The 16,117-nt window shown below is 61.2% G+C and carries 15 protein-coding genes; 13 read left to right on the top strand and 2 right to left on the bottom strand.

Annotation, left to right across the window (positions count from 1 at the left end; translation table 11 throughout):
- Positions 1-190: 190 nt before the first annotated feature.
- The 7 genes from tkt (at position 191) to fba (ending at position 6,765) form a co-directional block, all read left to right on the top strand.
- On the top strand, positions 191-2,188 hold the full coding sequence (gene tkt, locus NJC40_RS07895) for a transketolase (protein WP_045486250.1): 1,998 nt from the start codon (positions 191-193) through the stop codon (positions 2,186-2,188).
- Between the two features lie 133 nt (positions 2,189-2,321).
- A complete protein-coding gene (gene epd / locus NJC40_RS07900) occupies positions 2,322-3,371 on the top strand; it encodes an erythrose-4-phosphate dehydrogenase (RefSeq protein WP_045486253.1) in 1,050 nt (349 codons plus the stop codon).
- Between the two features lie 15 nt (positions 3,372-3,386).
- On the top strand, positions 3,387-4,553 hold the full coding sequence (locus NJC40_RS07905) for a phosphoglycerate kinase (protein WP_045486255.1): 1,167 nt from the start codon (positions 3,387-3,389) through the stop codon (positions 4,551-4,553).
- A 25-nt stretch (positions 4,554-4,578) separates the two neighbouring features.
- Positions 4,579-4,806, top strand: coding sequence for a putative periplasmic lipoprotein (locus NJC40_RS07910; RefSeq protein ID WP_045486257.1), 228 nt, complete (start codon positions 4,579-4,581; stop codon positions 4,804-4,806).
- Between the two features lie 81 nt (positions 4,807-4,887).
- Positions 4,888-5,085, top strand: coding sequence for a hypothetical protein (locus NJC40_RS07915; protein WP_045486259.1), 198 nt, complete (start codon positions 4,888-4,890; stop codon positions 5,083-5,085).
- A gap of 33 nt (positions 5,086-5,118) precedes the next feature.
- The gene (locus tag NJC40_RS07920; protein WP_045486262.1) at positions 5,119-5,442 is read left to right on the top strand and encodes an MliC family protein; all 324 of its coding nucleotides are present in this window, start codon (positions 5,119-5,121) and stop codon (positions 5,440-5,442) included.
- A 258-nt stretch (positions 5,443-5,700) separates the two neighbouring features.
- Positions 5,701-6,765 (top strand): class II fructose-bisphosphate aldolase, encoded by a 1,065-nt coding sequence (gene fba, locus NJC40_RS07925; RefSeq protein WP_045486265.1) that lies wholly within the window; start codon positions 5,701-5,703, stop codon positions 6,763-6,765.
- A 270-nt stretch (positions 6,766-7,035) separates the two neighbouring features.
- On the opposite strand, the gene NJC40_RS07930 is transcribed toward fba, so the two are convergent.
- Both NJC40_RS07930 and NJC40_RS07935 read right to left on the bottom strand, forming a co-directional pair.
- Positions 7,036-7,455 carry a DUF3010 family protein gene (locus NJC40_RS07930; protein ID WP_045486268.1) on the bottom strand — a complete coding sequence of 140 codons (420 nt, stop codon included), beginning with the start codon at positions 7,453-7,455 and terminating at the stop codon, positions 7,036-7,038.
- 109 nt (positions 7,456-7,564) lie between these two features.
- A complete protein-coding gene (locus NJC40_RS07935) occupies positions 7,565-7,975 on the bottom strand; it encodes a lysozyme inhibitor LprI family protein (RefSeq protein WP_045486271.1) in 411 nt (136 codons plus the stop codon).
- A gap of 230 nt (positions 7,976-8,205) precedes the next feature.
- On the opposite strand from NJC40_RS07935, the gene NJC40_RS07940 reads away from it, so the two are divergent.
- The 6 genes from NJC40_RS07940 to etfB all read left to right on the top strand — a co-directional run bounded on the left by NJC40_RS07940 (position 8,206) and on the right by etfB (position 16,060).
- Positions 8,206-9,183 (top strand): dipeptidase, encoded by a 978-nt coding sequence (locus tag NJC40_RS07940; RefSeq protein WP_045486274.1) that lies wholly within the window; start codon positions 8,206-8,208, stop codon positions 9,181-9,183.
- 81 nt (positions 9,184-9,264) lie between these two features.
- Complete coding sequence (locus NJC40_RS07945; RefSeq protein WP_045486277.1) at positions 9,265-9,795, top strand: 4-vinyl reductase; 531 nt, start codon at positions 9,265-9,267, stop codon at positions 9,793-9,795.
- 116 nt (positions 9,796-9,911) lie between these two features.
- Positions 9,912-11,972, top strand: coding sequence for a dimethylglycine demethylation protein DgcA (gene dgcA / locus NJC40_RS07950; protein WP_045486280.1), 2,061 nt, complete (start codon positions 9,912-9,914; stop codon positions 11,970-11,972).
- A gap of 128 nt (positions 11,973-12,100) precedes the next feature.
- Entirely contained in the window at positions 12,101-14,056 is a 1,956-nt protein-coding gene (dgcB, locus tag NJC40_RS07955) for a dimethylglycine demethylation protein DgcB (RefSeq protein ID WP_253140240.1), read from the top strand.
- The gene (etfA, locus tag NJC40_RS07960; RefSeq protein ID WP_253140241.1) at positions 14,056-15,276 is read left to right on the top strand and encodes an electron transfer flavoprotein subunit alpha; all 1,221 of its coding nucleotides are present in this window, start codon (positions 14,056-14,058) and stop codon (positions 15,274-15,276) included. Before dgcB ends, etfA begins: the two co-directional genes overlap by 1 nt.
- Complete coding sequence (gene etfB / locus NJC40_RS07965; RefSeq protein WP_253140242.1) at positions 15,266-16,060, top strand: electron transfer flavoprotein subunit beta; 795 nt, start codon at positions 15,266-15,268, stop codon at positions 16,058-16,060. The genes etfA and etfB overlap by 11 nt, the downstream gene beginning before the upstream one ends.
- Positions 16,061-16,117 lie beyond the last annotated feature (57 nt).

The raw sequence follows: 16,117 nt of genomic DNA on the forward strand, positions 1-16,117 counted from the left end.
CGCGATGTCAGTAAACAGGCGTCGTCAACCCGCCGCTGCGGTCTATCCTTGAGCCGGTTAAAGGCCAATAAAGCCTGCATGGCAGGAAAAAAGCGCTCAGGTGACTATCTTTCATTGCCCCCAGCCAGAGGCTGAGGGAAAATGGACGCCTTTTTCTGCTCCCAATTCTTTACTTCCCAGGAGATCAGCGATGCCTAGCCGTCGTGAGCGTGCCAATGCCATTCGTGCCCTGAGCATGGATGCCGTGCAAAAAGCCAACAGCGGCCACCCAGGTGCCCCCATGGGTATGGCGGATATCGCCGAAGTCCTTTGGCGCGATTATCTGAAGCACAACCCGGCCAACCCGTCGTTCGCCGACCGCGACCGCTTCGTGCTGTCCAACGGCCATGGTTCGATGCTGATCTACTCGCTGCTGCACCTGACCGGCTACGACCTGTCCATCGACGACCTGAAGAACTTCCGCCAACTGCACAGCCGCACCCCGGGTCACCCCGAGTATGGCTACACCCCTGGCGTCGAAACCACCACTGGCCCGCTGGGTCAGGGTTTCGCCAACGCAGTGGGCTTCGCAATCGCGGAAAAAACCCTGGCGGCGCAGTTCAACCGCCCAGGTCATGAAATCGTCAACCACAACACCTATGTGTTCATGGGCGACGGCTGCATGATGGAAGGCATTTCCCACGAAGTCGCTTCCCTGGCCGGCACCCTGGGCCTGGGCAAGCTGATCGCCTTCTATGACGACAACGGCATCTCCATCGACGGTGAAGTCGAAGGCTGGTTCACCGATGACACGCCAAAGCGCTTCGAGTCCTACAACTGGCAGGTGATCCGCAATGTCGACGGCCATGACGCCGACGAGATCAAAACCGCCATCGACACCGCGCGCAAGAGCCCGCTGCCGACCCTGATCTGCTGCAAGACCACTATCGGCTTCGGTTCGCCGAACAAGGCCGGCAAGGAAGAATCCCACGGCGCGCCACTGGGCGCCGACGAGATCGCCCTGACCCGCGCTGCGCTGAAGTGGAACCACGGTCCGTTCGAAGTGCCGGCCGACATCTACAGCGAGTGGAACGCCAAGGAAAAAGGCCTGGCCGCCGAGGCCGAGTGGGACCAGCGCTTTGCTGCTTACTCCGCTGCCTTCCCTGAGCTGGCCAACGAGTTCGTACGCCGGGTCAGCGGTCAACTGCCAGCCGACTTCGCCGAAAAATCCGCAGCGTACGTGGCTGAAGTCAACGCCAAGGGCGAAACCATCGCCAGCCGTAAAGCCAGCCAGAACGCGCTGGGCGCTTTCGGTCCGCTGCTGCCTGAGTTCCTTGGCGGTTCGGCTGACCTGGCCGGTTCCAACCTGACCATCTGGAAAGGCTGCAAGAGCATCAGCGGTGAAGACGCCAACGGCAACTACCTGCACTACGGTGTGCGTGAGTTCGGCCAGGCGGCCATCATGAACGGTATCGCCCTGCATGGCGGCTTCGTGCCTTACGGCGCGACCTTCCTGATCTTCATGGAATATGCTCGTAACGCCGTGCGCATGGCGGCGCTGATGAAGAAGCGGGTCATTCATGTCTTCACCCACGACTCCATCGGCCTGGGCGAAGACGGCCCGACTCACCAGCCGGTCGAGCAACTGACCAGCCTGCGTACCACGCCAAACCTCGACACCTGGCGCCCGGCCGATGCCGTGGAATCGGCAGTGGCCTGGAAGTACGCCATCGAGCGCAACGACGGCCCATCGGCGCTGGTGTTCTCGCGCCAGAACCTGCCACACCAGAGCCGTGATGCCGAGCAACTGGCCAATATCGCCCGTGGCGGTTATGTGCTGCGCGACAGCGTTGGCGAACCCGAGCTGATCCTGATCGCCACCGGTTCCGAAGTCGGTCTGGCCGTGCAGGCGTTTGATGCGCTGAGCGCCAAAGGTCGCAAGGTGCGTGTGGTCTCGCTGCCAAGCACCAACGTGTTCGATGCCCAGGACGCGGCTTACAAGCAGTCGGTACTGCCGGTTCAGGTCGGCGCGCGAATCGCTATCGAAGCTGCCCATGCAGACTTCTGGTACAAGTACGTCGGCCTGGAAGGCCGTGTGATCGGTATGACCACCTTCGGTGAGTCGGCCCCGGCCGCAGCGTTGTTCGAAGAGTTCGGCTTCACCCTGGAGAACATCCTGGGCACCGCCGAAGAACTGCTCGAAGACTGATAGCCCTGCAATGTGGGAGCGAGCGGGCGGCGATCCGTCTTGCTCACGAATCCGGCTTGCCAGGCGGCAAACATGTATCGCCTGGCCCGGCCCTTTCGCGACCAAGGTCGTTCCTACCGAAATGTGAGCCACCATGCCTCAACCCCGTGTGTACAAGGTTGCCCTGAACGGCTATGGCCGTATCGGTCGCTGCGTTTTGCGTGCGCTCTGCGAGCGTGGCGCCAGCGCCGGGTTCGAGGTGGTGGCGATCAACGATCTGGCCGACATGGCCAGTCTCGAATACCTGACCCGCTTCGACTCTACCCATGGCCGCTTTCCCGGCCATGTGCGGGTCGAGGGGGACTATCTGCATATCGATGATCACCGCATCCGCGTGTTGCGCAGCCCGACGCCCGAAGGCATCGACTGGGCCAGCCTGGGCGCGGACCTGGTGCTCGAATGCTCGGGTGTCTACAACACTCGCGAAGATGGCCAGCGCTTTCTGGCGGCCGGTGCGCCGTCGGTGCTGTTCTCGCAGCCGATGGCCAGTGAGGCCGACGTCGATGCCACGATTGTCTATGGCATCAATCAGCAGACGCTTACGGGCCGCGAGTTGCTGGTCTCGGCGGCATCGTGTACCACCAACTGCAGCGTGCCTTTGCTGCGCCTGCTCGATCAAGCGCTGGGGCTGGAATACATCACCATCACCACCATCCATTCGGCGATGAACGACCAGCCGGTGATCGACGCCTATCACCACGAGGATTTGCGTCGTACGCGCTCGGCATTTCAGTCGATCATTCCGGTGTCGACGGGCCTTGCGCGAGGCATTGAACGCCTGCTTCCGGAACTTGCGGGCCGAATTCAGGCCAAAGCAGTTCGCGTACCGACGGTCAATGTCTCGTGCCTGGACATCACCTTGCAGGTGGCACGCGACACCGATGCCGCCGAAATCAATCGCATCCTGCGCGAGGCTGCCAGCAGCGGCCCGCTCAAAGGCTTGCTGGCGTATACCGAATTGCCGCATGCCAGCTGCGATTTCAATCATGACCCCCATTCGGCGATTGTCGATGCGAGTCAGACCCGCGTGTCCGGCCCCCGGCTGGTCAACCTGCTGGCCTGGTTCGATAACGAATGGGGCTTTGCCAACCGTATGCTCGACGTCGCAGGTCATTTGCTGCGCGTTGCAGACCCACAACAGTAAAGACAGGAACGCCTCATGACCGTGCTGAAGATGACCGACCTTGACCTGCAAGGTAAGCGTGTACTGATTCGCGAAGACCTCAACGTGCCGATCAAGGACGGTGCCGTCAGCAGCGACGCACGCATTCTGGCGTCCTTGCCGACCATTCGTCTGGCGCTGGAAAAAGGCGCAGCGGTCATGGTTTGCTCGCACCTGGGCCGTCCGGTCGAAGGTGAGTTCTCGGCTGAAAACAGCCTCAAGCCGGTGGCCGACTACCTGAGCAAGGCGCTGGGCCGCGAAGTTGCGCTGGTGGCCGACTACCTCGACGGTGTTGAAGTCAAAGCCGGTGACGTGGTGCTGTTCGAAAACGTGCGCTTCAACAAGGGCGAGAAAAAGAACGCTGACGAGCTGGCGCAGAAATACGCCGCGCTGTGCGATGTGTTCGTAATGGACGCGTTCGGTACTGCGCACCGCGCCGAGGGCTCGACCCACGGCGTGGCCAAGTTCGCCAAGGTTGCGGCGGCGGGCCCGTTGCTGGCGGCCGAGCTGGAAGCACTGGGCAAGGCGCTGGGTGCGCCGGCCAAGCCGATGGCTGCCATTGTCGCTGGCTCCAAGGTGTCGACCAAGCTCGACGTGCTCAACAGCCTGAGCGGTATCTGCGACCAGTTGATCGTCGGTGGCGGCATCGCTAACACCTTCCTCGCGGCGGCCGGTCATAAGGTCGGCAAGTCGCTGTACGAGCCGGACCTGCTCGATACCGCCCGTGCCATCGCCGCCAAGGTCAGCGTCCCGCTGCCGGTCGACGTGGTCGTCGCCAAGGCCTTTGCCGAAGACGCAGAAGCCACTGTCAAGCTGATCGCTGACGTTGCCGATGACGACATGATTCTGGACATCGGCCCGCAAACAGCCGAGCAGTTCGCCCAATTGTTGAAATCTTCCCGGACTATCCTGTGGAACGGCCCGGTGGGCGTGTTCGAGTTCGACCAGTTCGGCAATGGCACCAAAGTGCTGGCCAAGGCGATTGCCGAGAGCCCGGCGTTTTCCATCGCAGGCGGCGGTGACACGCTGGCGGCGATCGACAAATACGCAGTGGGCGAGCAGATTTCCTATATTTCCACCGGCGGTGGCGCGTTCCTGGAGTTCGTCGAAGGCAAAGTCTTGCCTGCGGTCGAAGTGCTGGAGCAGCGCGCCAAGGCGCAATAAGCCGAGCGGCTTGAGGATGTGGCAAATGGTCAGGGCGATGCCGGTGTTGCTGATCGTGGGGGTGCTGGCCGGGTGTGCCGGCAGCCCTGCGGCTGAGGATGCCAGGGAAGAGCAGCAAGCGGCGTTGCAGTTGAGCTGCTATCAGACTGCCTGGCAGGCCGAGACCATCCAGGTCGTCTACAAACGTGGCGGCCAGGAGGTGTGGGACCGGTATGACCCCACGCCGCAGGTCGGCAACGTCGCCTGTCGCTGATTGAGCAAGGCGCTTTCTGGCAACATCCCTGCGATATGGCGGTCATTTACAGGGTGGATCTTTCCAGAAAGGAGTTTCGCCATGAAGATCGTCGCTGTGATGCTGCTCAGTTGCATGATGCTTGCCGGTTGTAGCGGTTCCGGTAGCCGTTCCAAGGCTTGTGAAGTCTTCAGCCCGGCCTCGGTGGTAGTGCCTACCACCGAAAACAGCCAGCGGGTCGAAGCCCAGGCTACGGGCGAACCGGCTGACGATGGTAAACACGAACAACACTGCCCTTGACCTTATACGCGCCAGGGCAGTCCAGGAGAATTGATGAAAGGCCTGATTGCCCTTGCGGCGCTGGCGGTATTGAGCGGTTGCTCCAGCTTCAAGTCTGCCGCACCGGCAGACCCGTGGACCCGTTGGGTCTGTGACAGCAAGGCCGAGGTCACCTGGCGCTACGCTGACGCTGCCCGCAAGGCGGTGGATGTGCGCCTGAACCAGAGCGAGCAGGTGTTTCATCTGCAGGCCGAGCCCGGTGCCGCCGGTGAACTGTTTGGCAACGGCGTACTGTCGTTTGCCAGAAACGGTGATGAAGGCCTGGTGTACTGGTCTGCCACCAACGATTTGATCGGTCGCGGCTGCAAGGCCCGATGAGCGGTAGATAGCCCGCAGCCGATGTACCACGCGCAGTTGGGCACCTCTAAAAACGTAGGCGAGGCAGCCAGCGCAAGGCGAAAACCGGCGAGAAAGCGCAGTTTACGAGTTGTAAATGAGCATTTTGAGCCGGTTTTCAACGCAGCGATGGCAACGCAGGTAGTTTTTAGAGCTGTCCAGATTGCGCATTACTTGAACAGCAGCCGCCACTGGGGCAGGCTTGCACGATTAACGACCCGACCGGGAGAGAAACAGACAATGGCACTTATCAGCATGCGCCAGATGTTGGACCACGCCGCCGAATTCGGCTATGGCGTCCCAGCTTTCAACGTAAACAACCTGGAACAGATGCGCGCCATTATGGAAGCGGCCGACAAGACCGACTCCCCAGTGATCGTTCAGGCCTCGGCCGGTGCCCGCAAATACGCCGGTGCCCCGTTCCTGCGTCACCTGATCCTCGCGGCGATCGAAGAATTCCCGCACATCCCGGTGGTCATGCACCAGGACCACGGCACCAGCCCTGACATCTGCCAGCGCTCGATCCAGCTGGGCTTCAGCTCAGTGATGATGGACGGCTCGCTGATGGAAGACGGCAAGACGCCGGCCAGCTATGACTACAACGTTGAAGTGACCCGTCGCGTCGTCGCCTTCGCCCACGCCTGCGGCGTGTCGGTAGAGGGTGAGCTGGGCGTGCTGGGCTCGCTGGAAACCGGCATGGCCGGCGAAGAAGACGGCGTTGGCGCTGAAGGCGTGCTGGACCACAGCCAGATGCTGACCGACCCGGAAGAAGCGGCTGACTTCGTCAAGCGCACCAACGTCGACGCCCTGGCCATTGCCATCGGCACCAGCCACGGCGCCTACAAGTTCACCAAGCCGCCTACCGGCGACATCCTGGCCATCGAGCAGATCAAGGCTATCCACAAGCGCATCCCCAACACCCACCTGGTGATGCACGGTTCGTCGTCTGTTCCGCAAGAATGGCTGAAAATCATCAACGAGTACGGCGGCGACATCAAAGAGACCTACGGCGTACCGGTTGAAGAAATCGTCGAAGGCATCAAGCACGGCGTACGCAAGGTCAACATCGACACCGACCTGCGTCTGGCCTCCACCGGTGCCATCCGCGAATTCATGGCCAAGAACCCGGCCGAATTCGACCCACGCAAATACCTGGCCAAGACCGTTGTGGCCATGCGTGATGTCTGTATCGCCCGTTACGAAGCGTTCGGCACTGCCGGCAACGCCTCGAAGATCAAGCCGGTCTCCCTGGACCGCATGTTCGAGCGCTACGCCAAAGGCGAGCTGGACGCCCGGATCAACTGAGTGTTGATTCGCTGAACAAAAAACCCGCAGCGATGCGGGTTTTTTTGTGGTCGGTCAGTAGGAATAATACCTATCACTCAAGACCGGCTTAGTCCTGTGGGAGGCAGCTCTGCTGGCGAATACAGAGGTACATCTACAACAGATGTGCCGGTTTTACTGGCCCTTTCGGGGTGGTCCGGCATCCCGGCTAGCCTCCTCCCACCGGGACCGAGTTGAGCCGGATAATCGCTTGACTGATCGGCATTACCCCTACAGGTGGTGGGTGATCCGTCAGGCCTTCTTCAACAGCGCCGCACAGGCTGTTTTGTAAGCCTCGTGCTGGTATTTGTTGAGGCTGCCCGGCAGTTCAATGGCGTGTTTCTTGTGCTGAGCGGTGATGGTCTGCGGTGACAGCAGGGTCACTTCGCAGTCGGTCAGCAACTGCAATACCGTCTCGATCTTGAAGGTGGTCGGGCCACCGGCAAATTCGCCCTTTTTGCTGCGTTTCTTGATGGCGATATGGCTGATGCCGTTTTCCCGTACGAAAGCGGCAATCCGGGTAGCGAAGTCTTTGACGTTGAGCGACTCGTCGTCATCTTCCAGCGCCAGCTTGCGTGTCGCCAATGGCAGGTGGCTGAGGGTCGCGTTCTGACCGGTGGCCAGGGCGAAGATGGCTTCGCTGCCCTTGATTTCTACACCGCAAATGATCATGAAATTCCCTGTGCCCTGCATGACAAATACACAGGGTAGCGCATTGGTCACCTCTAACAACCACCCAGATTGCCAGCACTCACGTTTTCAGACGCAGCCGTTGGCCGGATTATTCCTGCACCAGTGACTCGATGTATTCCGAACGTTCGTCGCTCATCCGCGCAATACAGTCATTTTCGCTGATTTTGTACGCCTTGCTGCCCGCCGCCGACGGGAACACTTCCACGGCGCAATCGGCATCACGCAGTTTCTCCCAGGCCTGCTGGGCGCTTCTGAGCTTGTTGGTGAAGTCGTTGTACTGGGTTTTGTTGGCGACAAATTGCGACTGCACCCGGTTGAGCAGGTTTTGGAAGTTTTCCTTGAGCAGCTCCTCGGCAGTGGTGCGGCTGTAAATGGAGCATTCCAGGGTCTGGTTGTCGCTGTCGACCCCGTCGCACGGGGTCGAATCGGAATCTTGTGCAGCATAGGCGTTACCGGCTATGGCGGCTGTCAGGGCCAGCCCCAGGAAAAATGTTTTCATCGATTCACTCCGAGCCATTAATGCTCAGGATTCTGGCTCAAGCGCATGACAAAGAACAGGTTTGGCTGGCGCCTCTGCGCAGATGAGGGACGCTTTGTCGCAGCTTGACGCTTTCGGCAATTCCCCTGTCGTTTTTACATCCGGCTCCCCTGAGCCTCAGGCATATGCTGGCCCCATAACGCGCCGACAACCGATTCGGTGCGCAAGAGTCTTATAAAGGGGACCGCCTGATGAGCCCAGCAGAACTTCACGCCGACAGCATCGTTATCGACGGTCTGATCATCGCCAAGTGGAATCGCGAGCTGTTTGAAGACATGCGCAAAGGCGGTTTGACCATGGCCAACTGTACCGTGTCGGTGTGGGAAGGCTTCCAGGCGACTGTCAACAGCATCACCTCCAGCATGAAACTGATGCGCGAAAACAGCGATCTGGTCATGCCGGTCAACACCACCGCCGACATCTACAAGGCCAAAGAGCTGGGCAAAACCGGCATCCTGTTCGGCTTTCAGAACGCCCATGCCTATGAAGACCAGATCGGCTATGTCGAGATCTTCAAAAAGCTCGGGGTTGGCATCGTGCAGATGTGCTACAACACCCAGAACCTGGTGGGCACCGGTTGTTATGAGCGCGACGGCGGTCTGTCGGGCTTCGGTCGCGAGATCGTTGCCGAGATGAACCGTGTCGGCGTCATGTGCGACCTGTCCCACGTAGGCTCCAAGACCAGCGAGGAAGTCATCCTCGAATCCAAGAAGCCGGTCTGCTATTCCCACTGCCTGCCTTCAGGCCTGAAAGAGCACCCGCGCAACAAGTCCGATGAAGAACTCAAATTCATCGCCGATCACGGCGGTTTCGTGGGCGTCACCATGTTTGCGCCGTTCCTGGCCAAAGGCATCGACTCGACCATCGACGATTACGCCGAAGCCATCGAATACACCATGAACATCGTTGGCGAAGACGCCATCGGCATCGGCACCGACTTCACCCAGGGCCATGGCAAGGAATTCTTCGAATACCTGACCCATGACAAGGGCTACGCCCGTCGCCTGACCAACTTCGGCAAGATCATCAACCCGCTGGGCATCCGCACCGTGGGCGAGTTCCCGAACCTGACCGAGACGCTGCTCAAGCGCGGCCATTCCGAGCAGGTGGTACGCAAGATCATGGGCGAGAACTGGGTGCGCGTCCTCAAGGATGTCTGGGGCGAGTAACGCCGCTAGCCACACCCCGCTCAATTCCGGCAAGCCTGAAGGCTTGCCCAATCACAAGAATTTTTCTGGAGTTAAGTTTCCATGGCCAAAATCGCCCCGCAATTGCCAATCGAAGTCGACAGCGAAACCGGCGTCTGGACGTCCGACGCCCTGCCGATGCTGTACGTACCTCGTCATTTCTTCGTCAACAACCACATCGGCATCGAAGAAGTGCTGGGCGCCGAAGCTTATGCCGAAGTGCTCTACAAGGCCGGCTACAAGTCTGCCTGGCACTGGTGCGAGAAAGAAGCCGAGTGCCATGGTCTGGAAGGCGTTGCGGTCTACGAGCACTACATGAAGCGTCTGTCGCAGCGTGGCTGGGGCCTGTTCAAGATTCAGGACATCGACCTGGACAAAGGCACCGCCAGTATCACGCTTGAGCACTCGGCGTTCGTGTATGTGTACGGCAAGGTCGGTCGCAAGGTCGACTACATGTTCACCGGCTGGTTCGCTGGCGCCATGGATCAGATCCTGGCTGCCCGTGGCAGCTCGATCCGCACCGTGGCCGAGCAGGTCTACGGAGGCTCCGAAGAGGGCCACGATGACGGTCTGTTTGTCGTCAAACCACTTTAAATAGCGCCGTCAGAAAACAGCGCGAGTGAAGCTCTGGCAAGGCGTGGCCGGCAAGTCTGGCTACGCAACAAGCGACCGAGCGCAGCAGCCTGTTTTCGCCTTGAGGAGTTTTGGAAATGGCTTTTGAAGCGATGTTCCAGCCGATTCAGATCGGCAAACTGACCATCCGTAACCGTGTTCTGAGTACTGCACACGCAGAGGTGTATGCCACCGACGGCGGTATGACCACTGAGCGTTACGTGAAGTATTACGAAGAGAAAGCCAAGGGCGGTATCGGCCTGGCGATCTGTGGCGGTTCGTCTGTGGTGGCTATTGATAGCCCGCAGAGCTGGTGGAAGTCGGTCAACCTGGCGACTGACCGGATCATTCCGCATTTCCAGAACCTCGCTGACGCCATGCACAAGCATGGCGCCAAGATCATGATCCAGATTACCCACATGGGTCGTCGTTCCCGTTGGGACGGTGATCACTGGCCGACCCTGATGTCTCCGTCGGGTATCCGCGAGCCGGTGCACCGTGCGACCTGCAAGACCATCGAGCCGGAAGAAATCTGGCGGATCATCGGTAACTACGCCCAGGCTGCGCGCCGAGCCAAAGAAGGCGGCCTCGATGGCGTCGAACTGTCGGCGGTGCACCAGCACATGATCGACCAGTTCTGGAGCCCGCGGGTCAACAAGCGTACTGACGAGTGGGGCGGCAGCTTCGAAAACCGCATGCGCTTCGGCATGGAAGTGCTTAAAGCCGTACGTGCCGAAGTCGGCCGTGACTTCTGCGTGGGCATGCGTATCTGTGGTGATGAATTCCACCCCGATGGCCTGTCGCATGACGACATGAAGCAGATCGCCAAGTATTACGACGATACCGGCCTGCTGGACTTCTTCGGCGTGATCGGCTCGGGTTGTGACACTCACAACACCCTGGCCAACGTCATTCCGAACATGAGTTATCCACCGGAGCCGTTCCTGCACCTGGCCGCCGGCATCAAGGAAGTGGTCAAGGCGCCGGTGCTGCACGCGCAAAACATCAAGGACCCGAACCAGGCCACGCGCATTCTGGAAGGCGGTTACGTCGACATGGTCGGCATGACCCGTGCACACATCGCCGACCCGCACCTGATCGCCAAGATCAAGATGGGCCAGGTCGACCAGATCAAGCAGTGCGTCGGTGCCAACTACTGCATCGACCGTCAGTATCAGGGCCTGGATGTACTGTGCATTCAGAACGCCGCGACGTCCCGTGAGTACATGGGCGTGCCGCACATCATCGAGAAGTCCACCGGGCCGAAACGCAAGGTGGTCATCGTCGGCGCCGGCCCGGCCGGTATGGAAGCGGCGCGGGTGTCTGCCGAGCGCGGCCACGACGTGACCCTGTTCGAGAAAAAAGACGCGATTGGCGGCCAGATCACCACTGCCTCCAAGGCGCCGCAACGTGACCAGATTGCCGGTATCACCCGTTGGTATCAACTGGAGCTGGCGCGTCTGAAAGTTGACCTGCGGCTGGGCACTGCGGCCGATGCCGCGACCATCATGGACCTGCGTCCGGACATCGTGGTGCTGGCCGTCGGCGGCCATCCATTCATGGAGCAGAACGAACACTGGGGCGCGGCTGAGGGCCTGGTGGTCAGCAGCTGGGATGTGCTGGACGGCAAGGTTGCACCGGGCAAGAACGTGCTGGTCTACGACACCATCTGTGAATTCACCGGTATGTCGGTGGCCGACTTCCTGGCCGACAAGGGCTCGCAGGTCGAGATTGTCACCGACGATATCAAGCCGGGCGTCGCGATGGGCGGTACGACCTTCCCGACCTACTACCGCAGCATGTATCCGAAAGAAGTCATCATGACTGGCGACATGATGCTGGAGAAAGTCTACCGCGAAGGCGACAAGCTGATTGCCGTGCTGGAGAACGAGTACACCGGTGCCAAGGAAGAGCGGGTCGTCGACCAGGTGGTGGTGGAAAACGGCGTGCGTCCTGACGAAGAGATCTACTACGCGCTGAAGGAAGGATCGCGCAACAAGGGCCAGATCGACATCGAAGCCCTGTTCGCCATCGCTCCCCAGCCAGAGTTGAGCCAGCCGGGCGACGGTTACCTGCTGTACCGGATCGGCGACTGCGTGGCGCAGCGTAACACCCATGCGGCGATCTACGACGGTCTTCGACTCTGCAAAGACTTCTGACAGCCATGGTGTAGGAGCGGCTTCAGCCGCGAATGCGGGCGCTGCATTGGTGACGCCTGGCAAATTTTCGCGGCTCAAGCCGCTCCTACGCACTTCGCTGCGTTTCGATGAGTTCGCCAGGAGCCATCATGCTGAATACTATTCTCCCCATCCTGCTGTTTGCCGCCCTGGGCCTTGCGGTCCTGGGCGCCTTGCGGCGGGTCAAAATGTGGCGTAACGGCCGGGCCTCGAAAGTCGATCTGATCGGCGGCCTGTTCGCCATGCCCAAACGCTACATGGTCGACTTGCACCATGTGGTCGCACGCGACAAATACATCGCCAACACTCACGTTGCGACTGCCGGTGGTGCGGTGGCTTCGATTGTGCTGGCGATTCTGGTGCATGGTTTCGGCCTGCATAACAAGATTCTCGGTTACGCGCTGCTGTTGATGACGGCGGTGATGTTCGTCGGCGCAATCTTCGTGTTCCGTCGTCGCCTGAACCCGCCTTCGCGCCTGTCCAAAGGCCCGTGGATGCGCCTGCCCAAAAGCCTGCTGGCGTTCTCGGCGAGCTTCTTCCTGCTCACCCTGCCGGTGGCAGGCATCCTGCCGGCCGACTTCGGTGGCTGGCTGCTGGCCGGGGTTCTGGCCCTGGGCGTGCTGTGGGGTGTGAGTGAGCTGTTCTTCGGCATGACCTGGGGCGGGCCGATGAAGCACGCCTTCGCCGGTGCCCTGCACCTGGCCTGGCACCGCCGCGCCGAACGTTTCGGTGGTGGTCGCTCCACAGGTTTGAAACCGCTGGATCTGGAAGACCCGCAAGCGCCACTGGGCGTCGAAAAGCCCAAAGACTTCACCTGGAATCAGCTGCTGGGTTTCGATGCCTGCGTGCAGTGCGGCAAGTGCGAGGCGATGTGCCCTGCATTTGCTGCCGGCCAGCCGCTGAACCCCAAGAAACTGATCCAGGACATGGTCGTCGGCCTGGCCGGCGGCAGCGATGCCAAATTTGCCGGTAGCCCTTACCCTGGCAAACCGGTCGGTGAGCACAGCGGTAATCCGCACCAGCCGATCGTCAATGGCCTGGTGGACGCCGAAACGCTGTGGTCGTGCACCACCTGCCGTGCGTGCGTCGAGGAATGCCCGATGATGATCGAGCACGTCGACGCCATCGTCGACATGCGTCGTCACCTGACGCTGGAAAAAGGCGCGACCCCGAACAAGGGCGCCGAGGTGCTCGACAACCTGATCGCGACCGATAACCCGGGTGGTTTCAACCCTGGTGGTCGTCTGAACTGGGCGGCGGACCTCAACCTCAACCTGCTCAGCGACAAGAAGTCGGCCGATGTGCTGTTCTGGGTCGGTGATGGTGCCTTCGACATGCGTAACCAGCGCACCCTGCGGGCCTTCGTCAAGGTCCTCAAGGCTGCTGGCGTGGACTTCGCGGTGCTGGGGCTGGAAGAGCGTGACAGCGGTGACGTGGCCCGTCGTCTGGGGGATGAAGCAACGTTCCAGAGCCTGGCCAAACGCAATATCCAGACCCTGTCGCGCTACAAGTTTGCCCGTATCGTGACCTGCGACCCGCACAGCTTCCATGTGTTGAAAAACGAATACGGCGCCTTTGGTGGCGAGTATCAGGTCCAGCATCACAGCACCTTCATTGCCGAACTGGTCCAGGCCGGCGCGCTGAACCTCGACCAGCACAAAGGTGGCAGCGTGACGTATCACGACCCTTGCTACCTGGGCCGCTACAACGGCGAGTACCAGGCACCGCGTGATGTACTGCGGGCGCTGGGCATCGAGGTCAAGGAAATGGAACGCTCGGGCTTCCGTTCACGTTGCTGCGGCGGTGGCGGCGGTGCGCCGATCACTGACATCCCGGGCAAGCAGCGGATTCCTGACATGCGCATGCAAGACATCCGCGAGACGGGCGCTGAAGTGGTGGCGGTGGGCTGCCCACAATGTACCGCGATGCTCGAAGGCGTGGTCGAGCCACGGCCGTTGATCAAGGACATTGCCGAGCTGGTGGCTGACGCGCTGCTCGAAAACGACGCTGCTGCCCCGGCCCGTCAGGCAGCCCCGGCCAAACGTGAACCTGCGGAGGTGCACTGATGAGCGACATTATCCGCCGCGACCCGCGCGCCGAGTGGATCGCCCGTAACCGCCTGCACCCGCTGCACGCGGCCATGCAGCCGGTCCAGGATCGCTGGATGGGCCCCCACGGGCTGATCCGCAAGAACGTGCACGGCATCGGCTTCATCGGCCCCAACGGCATCAAACGGATTGACCGCACCGGTGCCCAGCAGGGCGGTTCGGCCAAGCGCAGCGCTGCCGTGGAAGTCCAACTGCCGTTGCATGTCGTTGCCGCGCCAGCGTTCTACATCACCGTGGTGCCGGACATGGTCGGTGGCCGCCTGAGCAGCCACGACCGTGACCTGCTGGGGCTGGCTCGCCAGTTGGCCGGTCAGGAAGGTGCGGTACTGGCCGTGGTGTTTGGTGAGCACAAGGAAAGCGCATTCGACACCGCTGGCGTGGACCGCCTGCTGGTCATTGAAGGCGACGCTTTTGCAGGGTACTCGCCAGAGCAACGGGTCCAGGGCCTGCGGGCTGTGGATAACCAGTTCGACCCACGTCACTGGCTGCTGCCTGACAGCCGCACCGGTGGTGGTGAACTGGGCCGGCGCTTTGCTGCAAGCCTGGGCGAGCGCCCGGCCACGCGGGTCTGGCAGATCAAGGACGGGCAGTGCAGCGGGCGCGCCGGTGCTGGCCGCGAAGATCTGGTGCGGCCACTGGCGCGGCTGATTCTGGCTGCCGCCGAATGTGCCGACCCGGTCAGCGAAACCCGTCACGAAGCGACCCCGGTGCAGTTGTCCACAGAGGTGGTACGCAGCCTGGCACGTATCGAAGACCTGGGTTCGGTGGCGGTCGACCCCGGCGCCATTCCGATGGCCGAGTCGGAGTTCATCTTCTCCGGCGGCAACGGGGTACAGGACTGGGATCTGTTCCACAAAACTGCCGCTGTGCTGGGCGCCACCGAAGGCGCCTCGCGGGTGGCTGTGGATAACGGCTTCATGGCCCGTGACCGTCAGGTCGGTGCAACCGGTACCTGGGTCACGGCACGGGTCTATGTGGCGGTCGGTATCTCCGGAGCGATCCAGCATTTGCAGGGTATTGGCGCTTGCGACAAGGTCGTGGCGATCAACATGGACCCTGGCTGCGACATGATCAAGCGTGCCGACCTGTCGGTGATTGGCGACAGCACCGAAGTGTTCAAAGCCCTCATCGAGGCCGTCGAAGCCTGGCGCAACGGAGGTAAACGCGATGCAGCCTAAGCCTGTGAATAACCCGGCGCTGCAGGTCCTGAGCCTGGTCTCGGTGGGTTCGCACCCGACTTCCGGCCGCGCACGGCGTGCCGAGCAAGACGCCCGGGCAGTCGAGCTGGGCCTCAAGCTGGTTGGGGATAACTTGCAGTTGCTGCACGCCGGTAACCCCGAAGAACCTGCGCTGCGTGCCTATCTGGGCATGGGCCTGGATGAAATACAGATTCTTGAACAACCGGCCGGCGCCGATGCGCTGCCGGCCCTGACGGAATATATCCGCGACTGCAATGTACAGATCGTGCTGACTGGCACTCAGGCCGAAACCGGCGAAGGGTCGGGCATGCTGCCGTTCCTGTTGGCCGAACGGCTGGGCTGGCCGCTGGTGGTGGGCCTGGCTGAGGTCGAGTCGCTGGATAACGGCGTGGCCATCGTCCTGCAAGCCCTGCCACGTGGTCAGCGGCGGCGCCTGAAAGTGCGCCTGCCGTTTCTCGCCACTGTGGATAACGCAGGCCCCACGCCACGCCAGACGGCTTTCGGACCGGCCCGACGCGGTGTGCTGGGTGTCGATCAGGTCGAGGTGGTCAGTGATGAGGTGCTCGGCAGCGACAGCCTGCAACCGGCCAAGCCACGACCCAAGCGCTTGAAGGTCATCAAGGCCAAAAGCGGCGCTGACCGTATGAAAGCGGCGACCGCCAAGGCCAGCGGTGGCGGCGGTAAAGTACTCAAAGGCGTCAGCGCCCAGGAAGGCGCCGAGGCGATTCTCAAGCTTCTGGTGGAGGAAGGGGTGCTGCGTTAAGCCCCGTTTTATCCACCGCACAGGTTGTCCTCTTTCGCGGCTAAAGCTGTTCTTGCA

This window comes from Pseudomonas sp. 21LCFQ02 (assembly GCF_024129895.2).
GTDB lineage: Bacteria > Pseudomonadota > Gammaproteobacteria > Pseudomonadales > Pseudomonadaceae > Aquipseudomonas.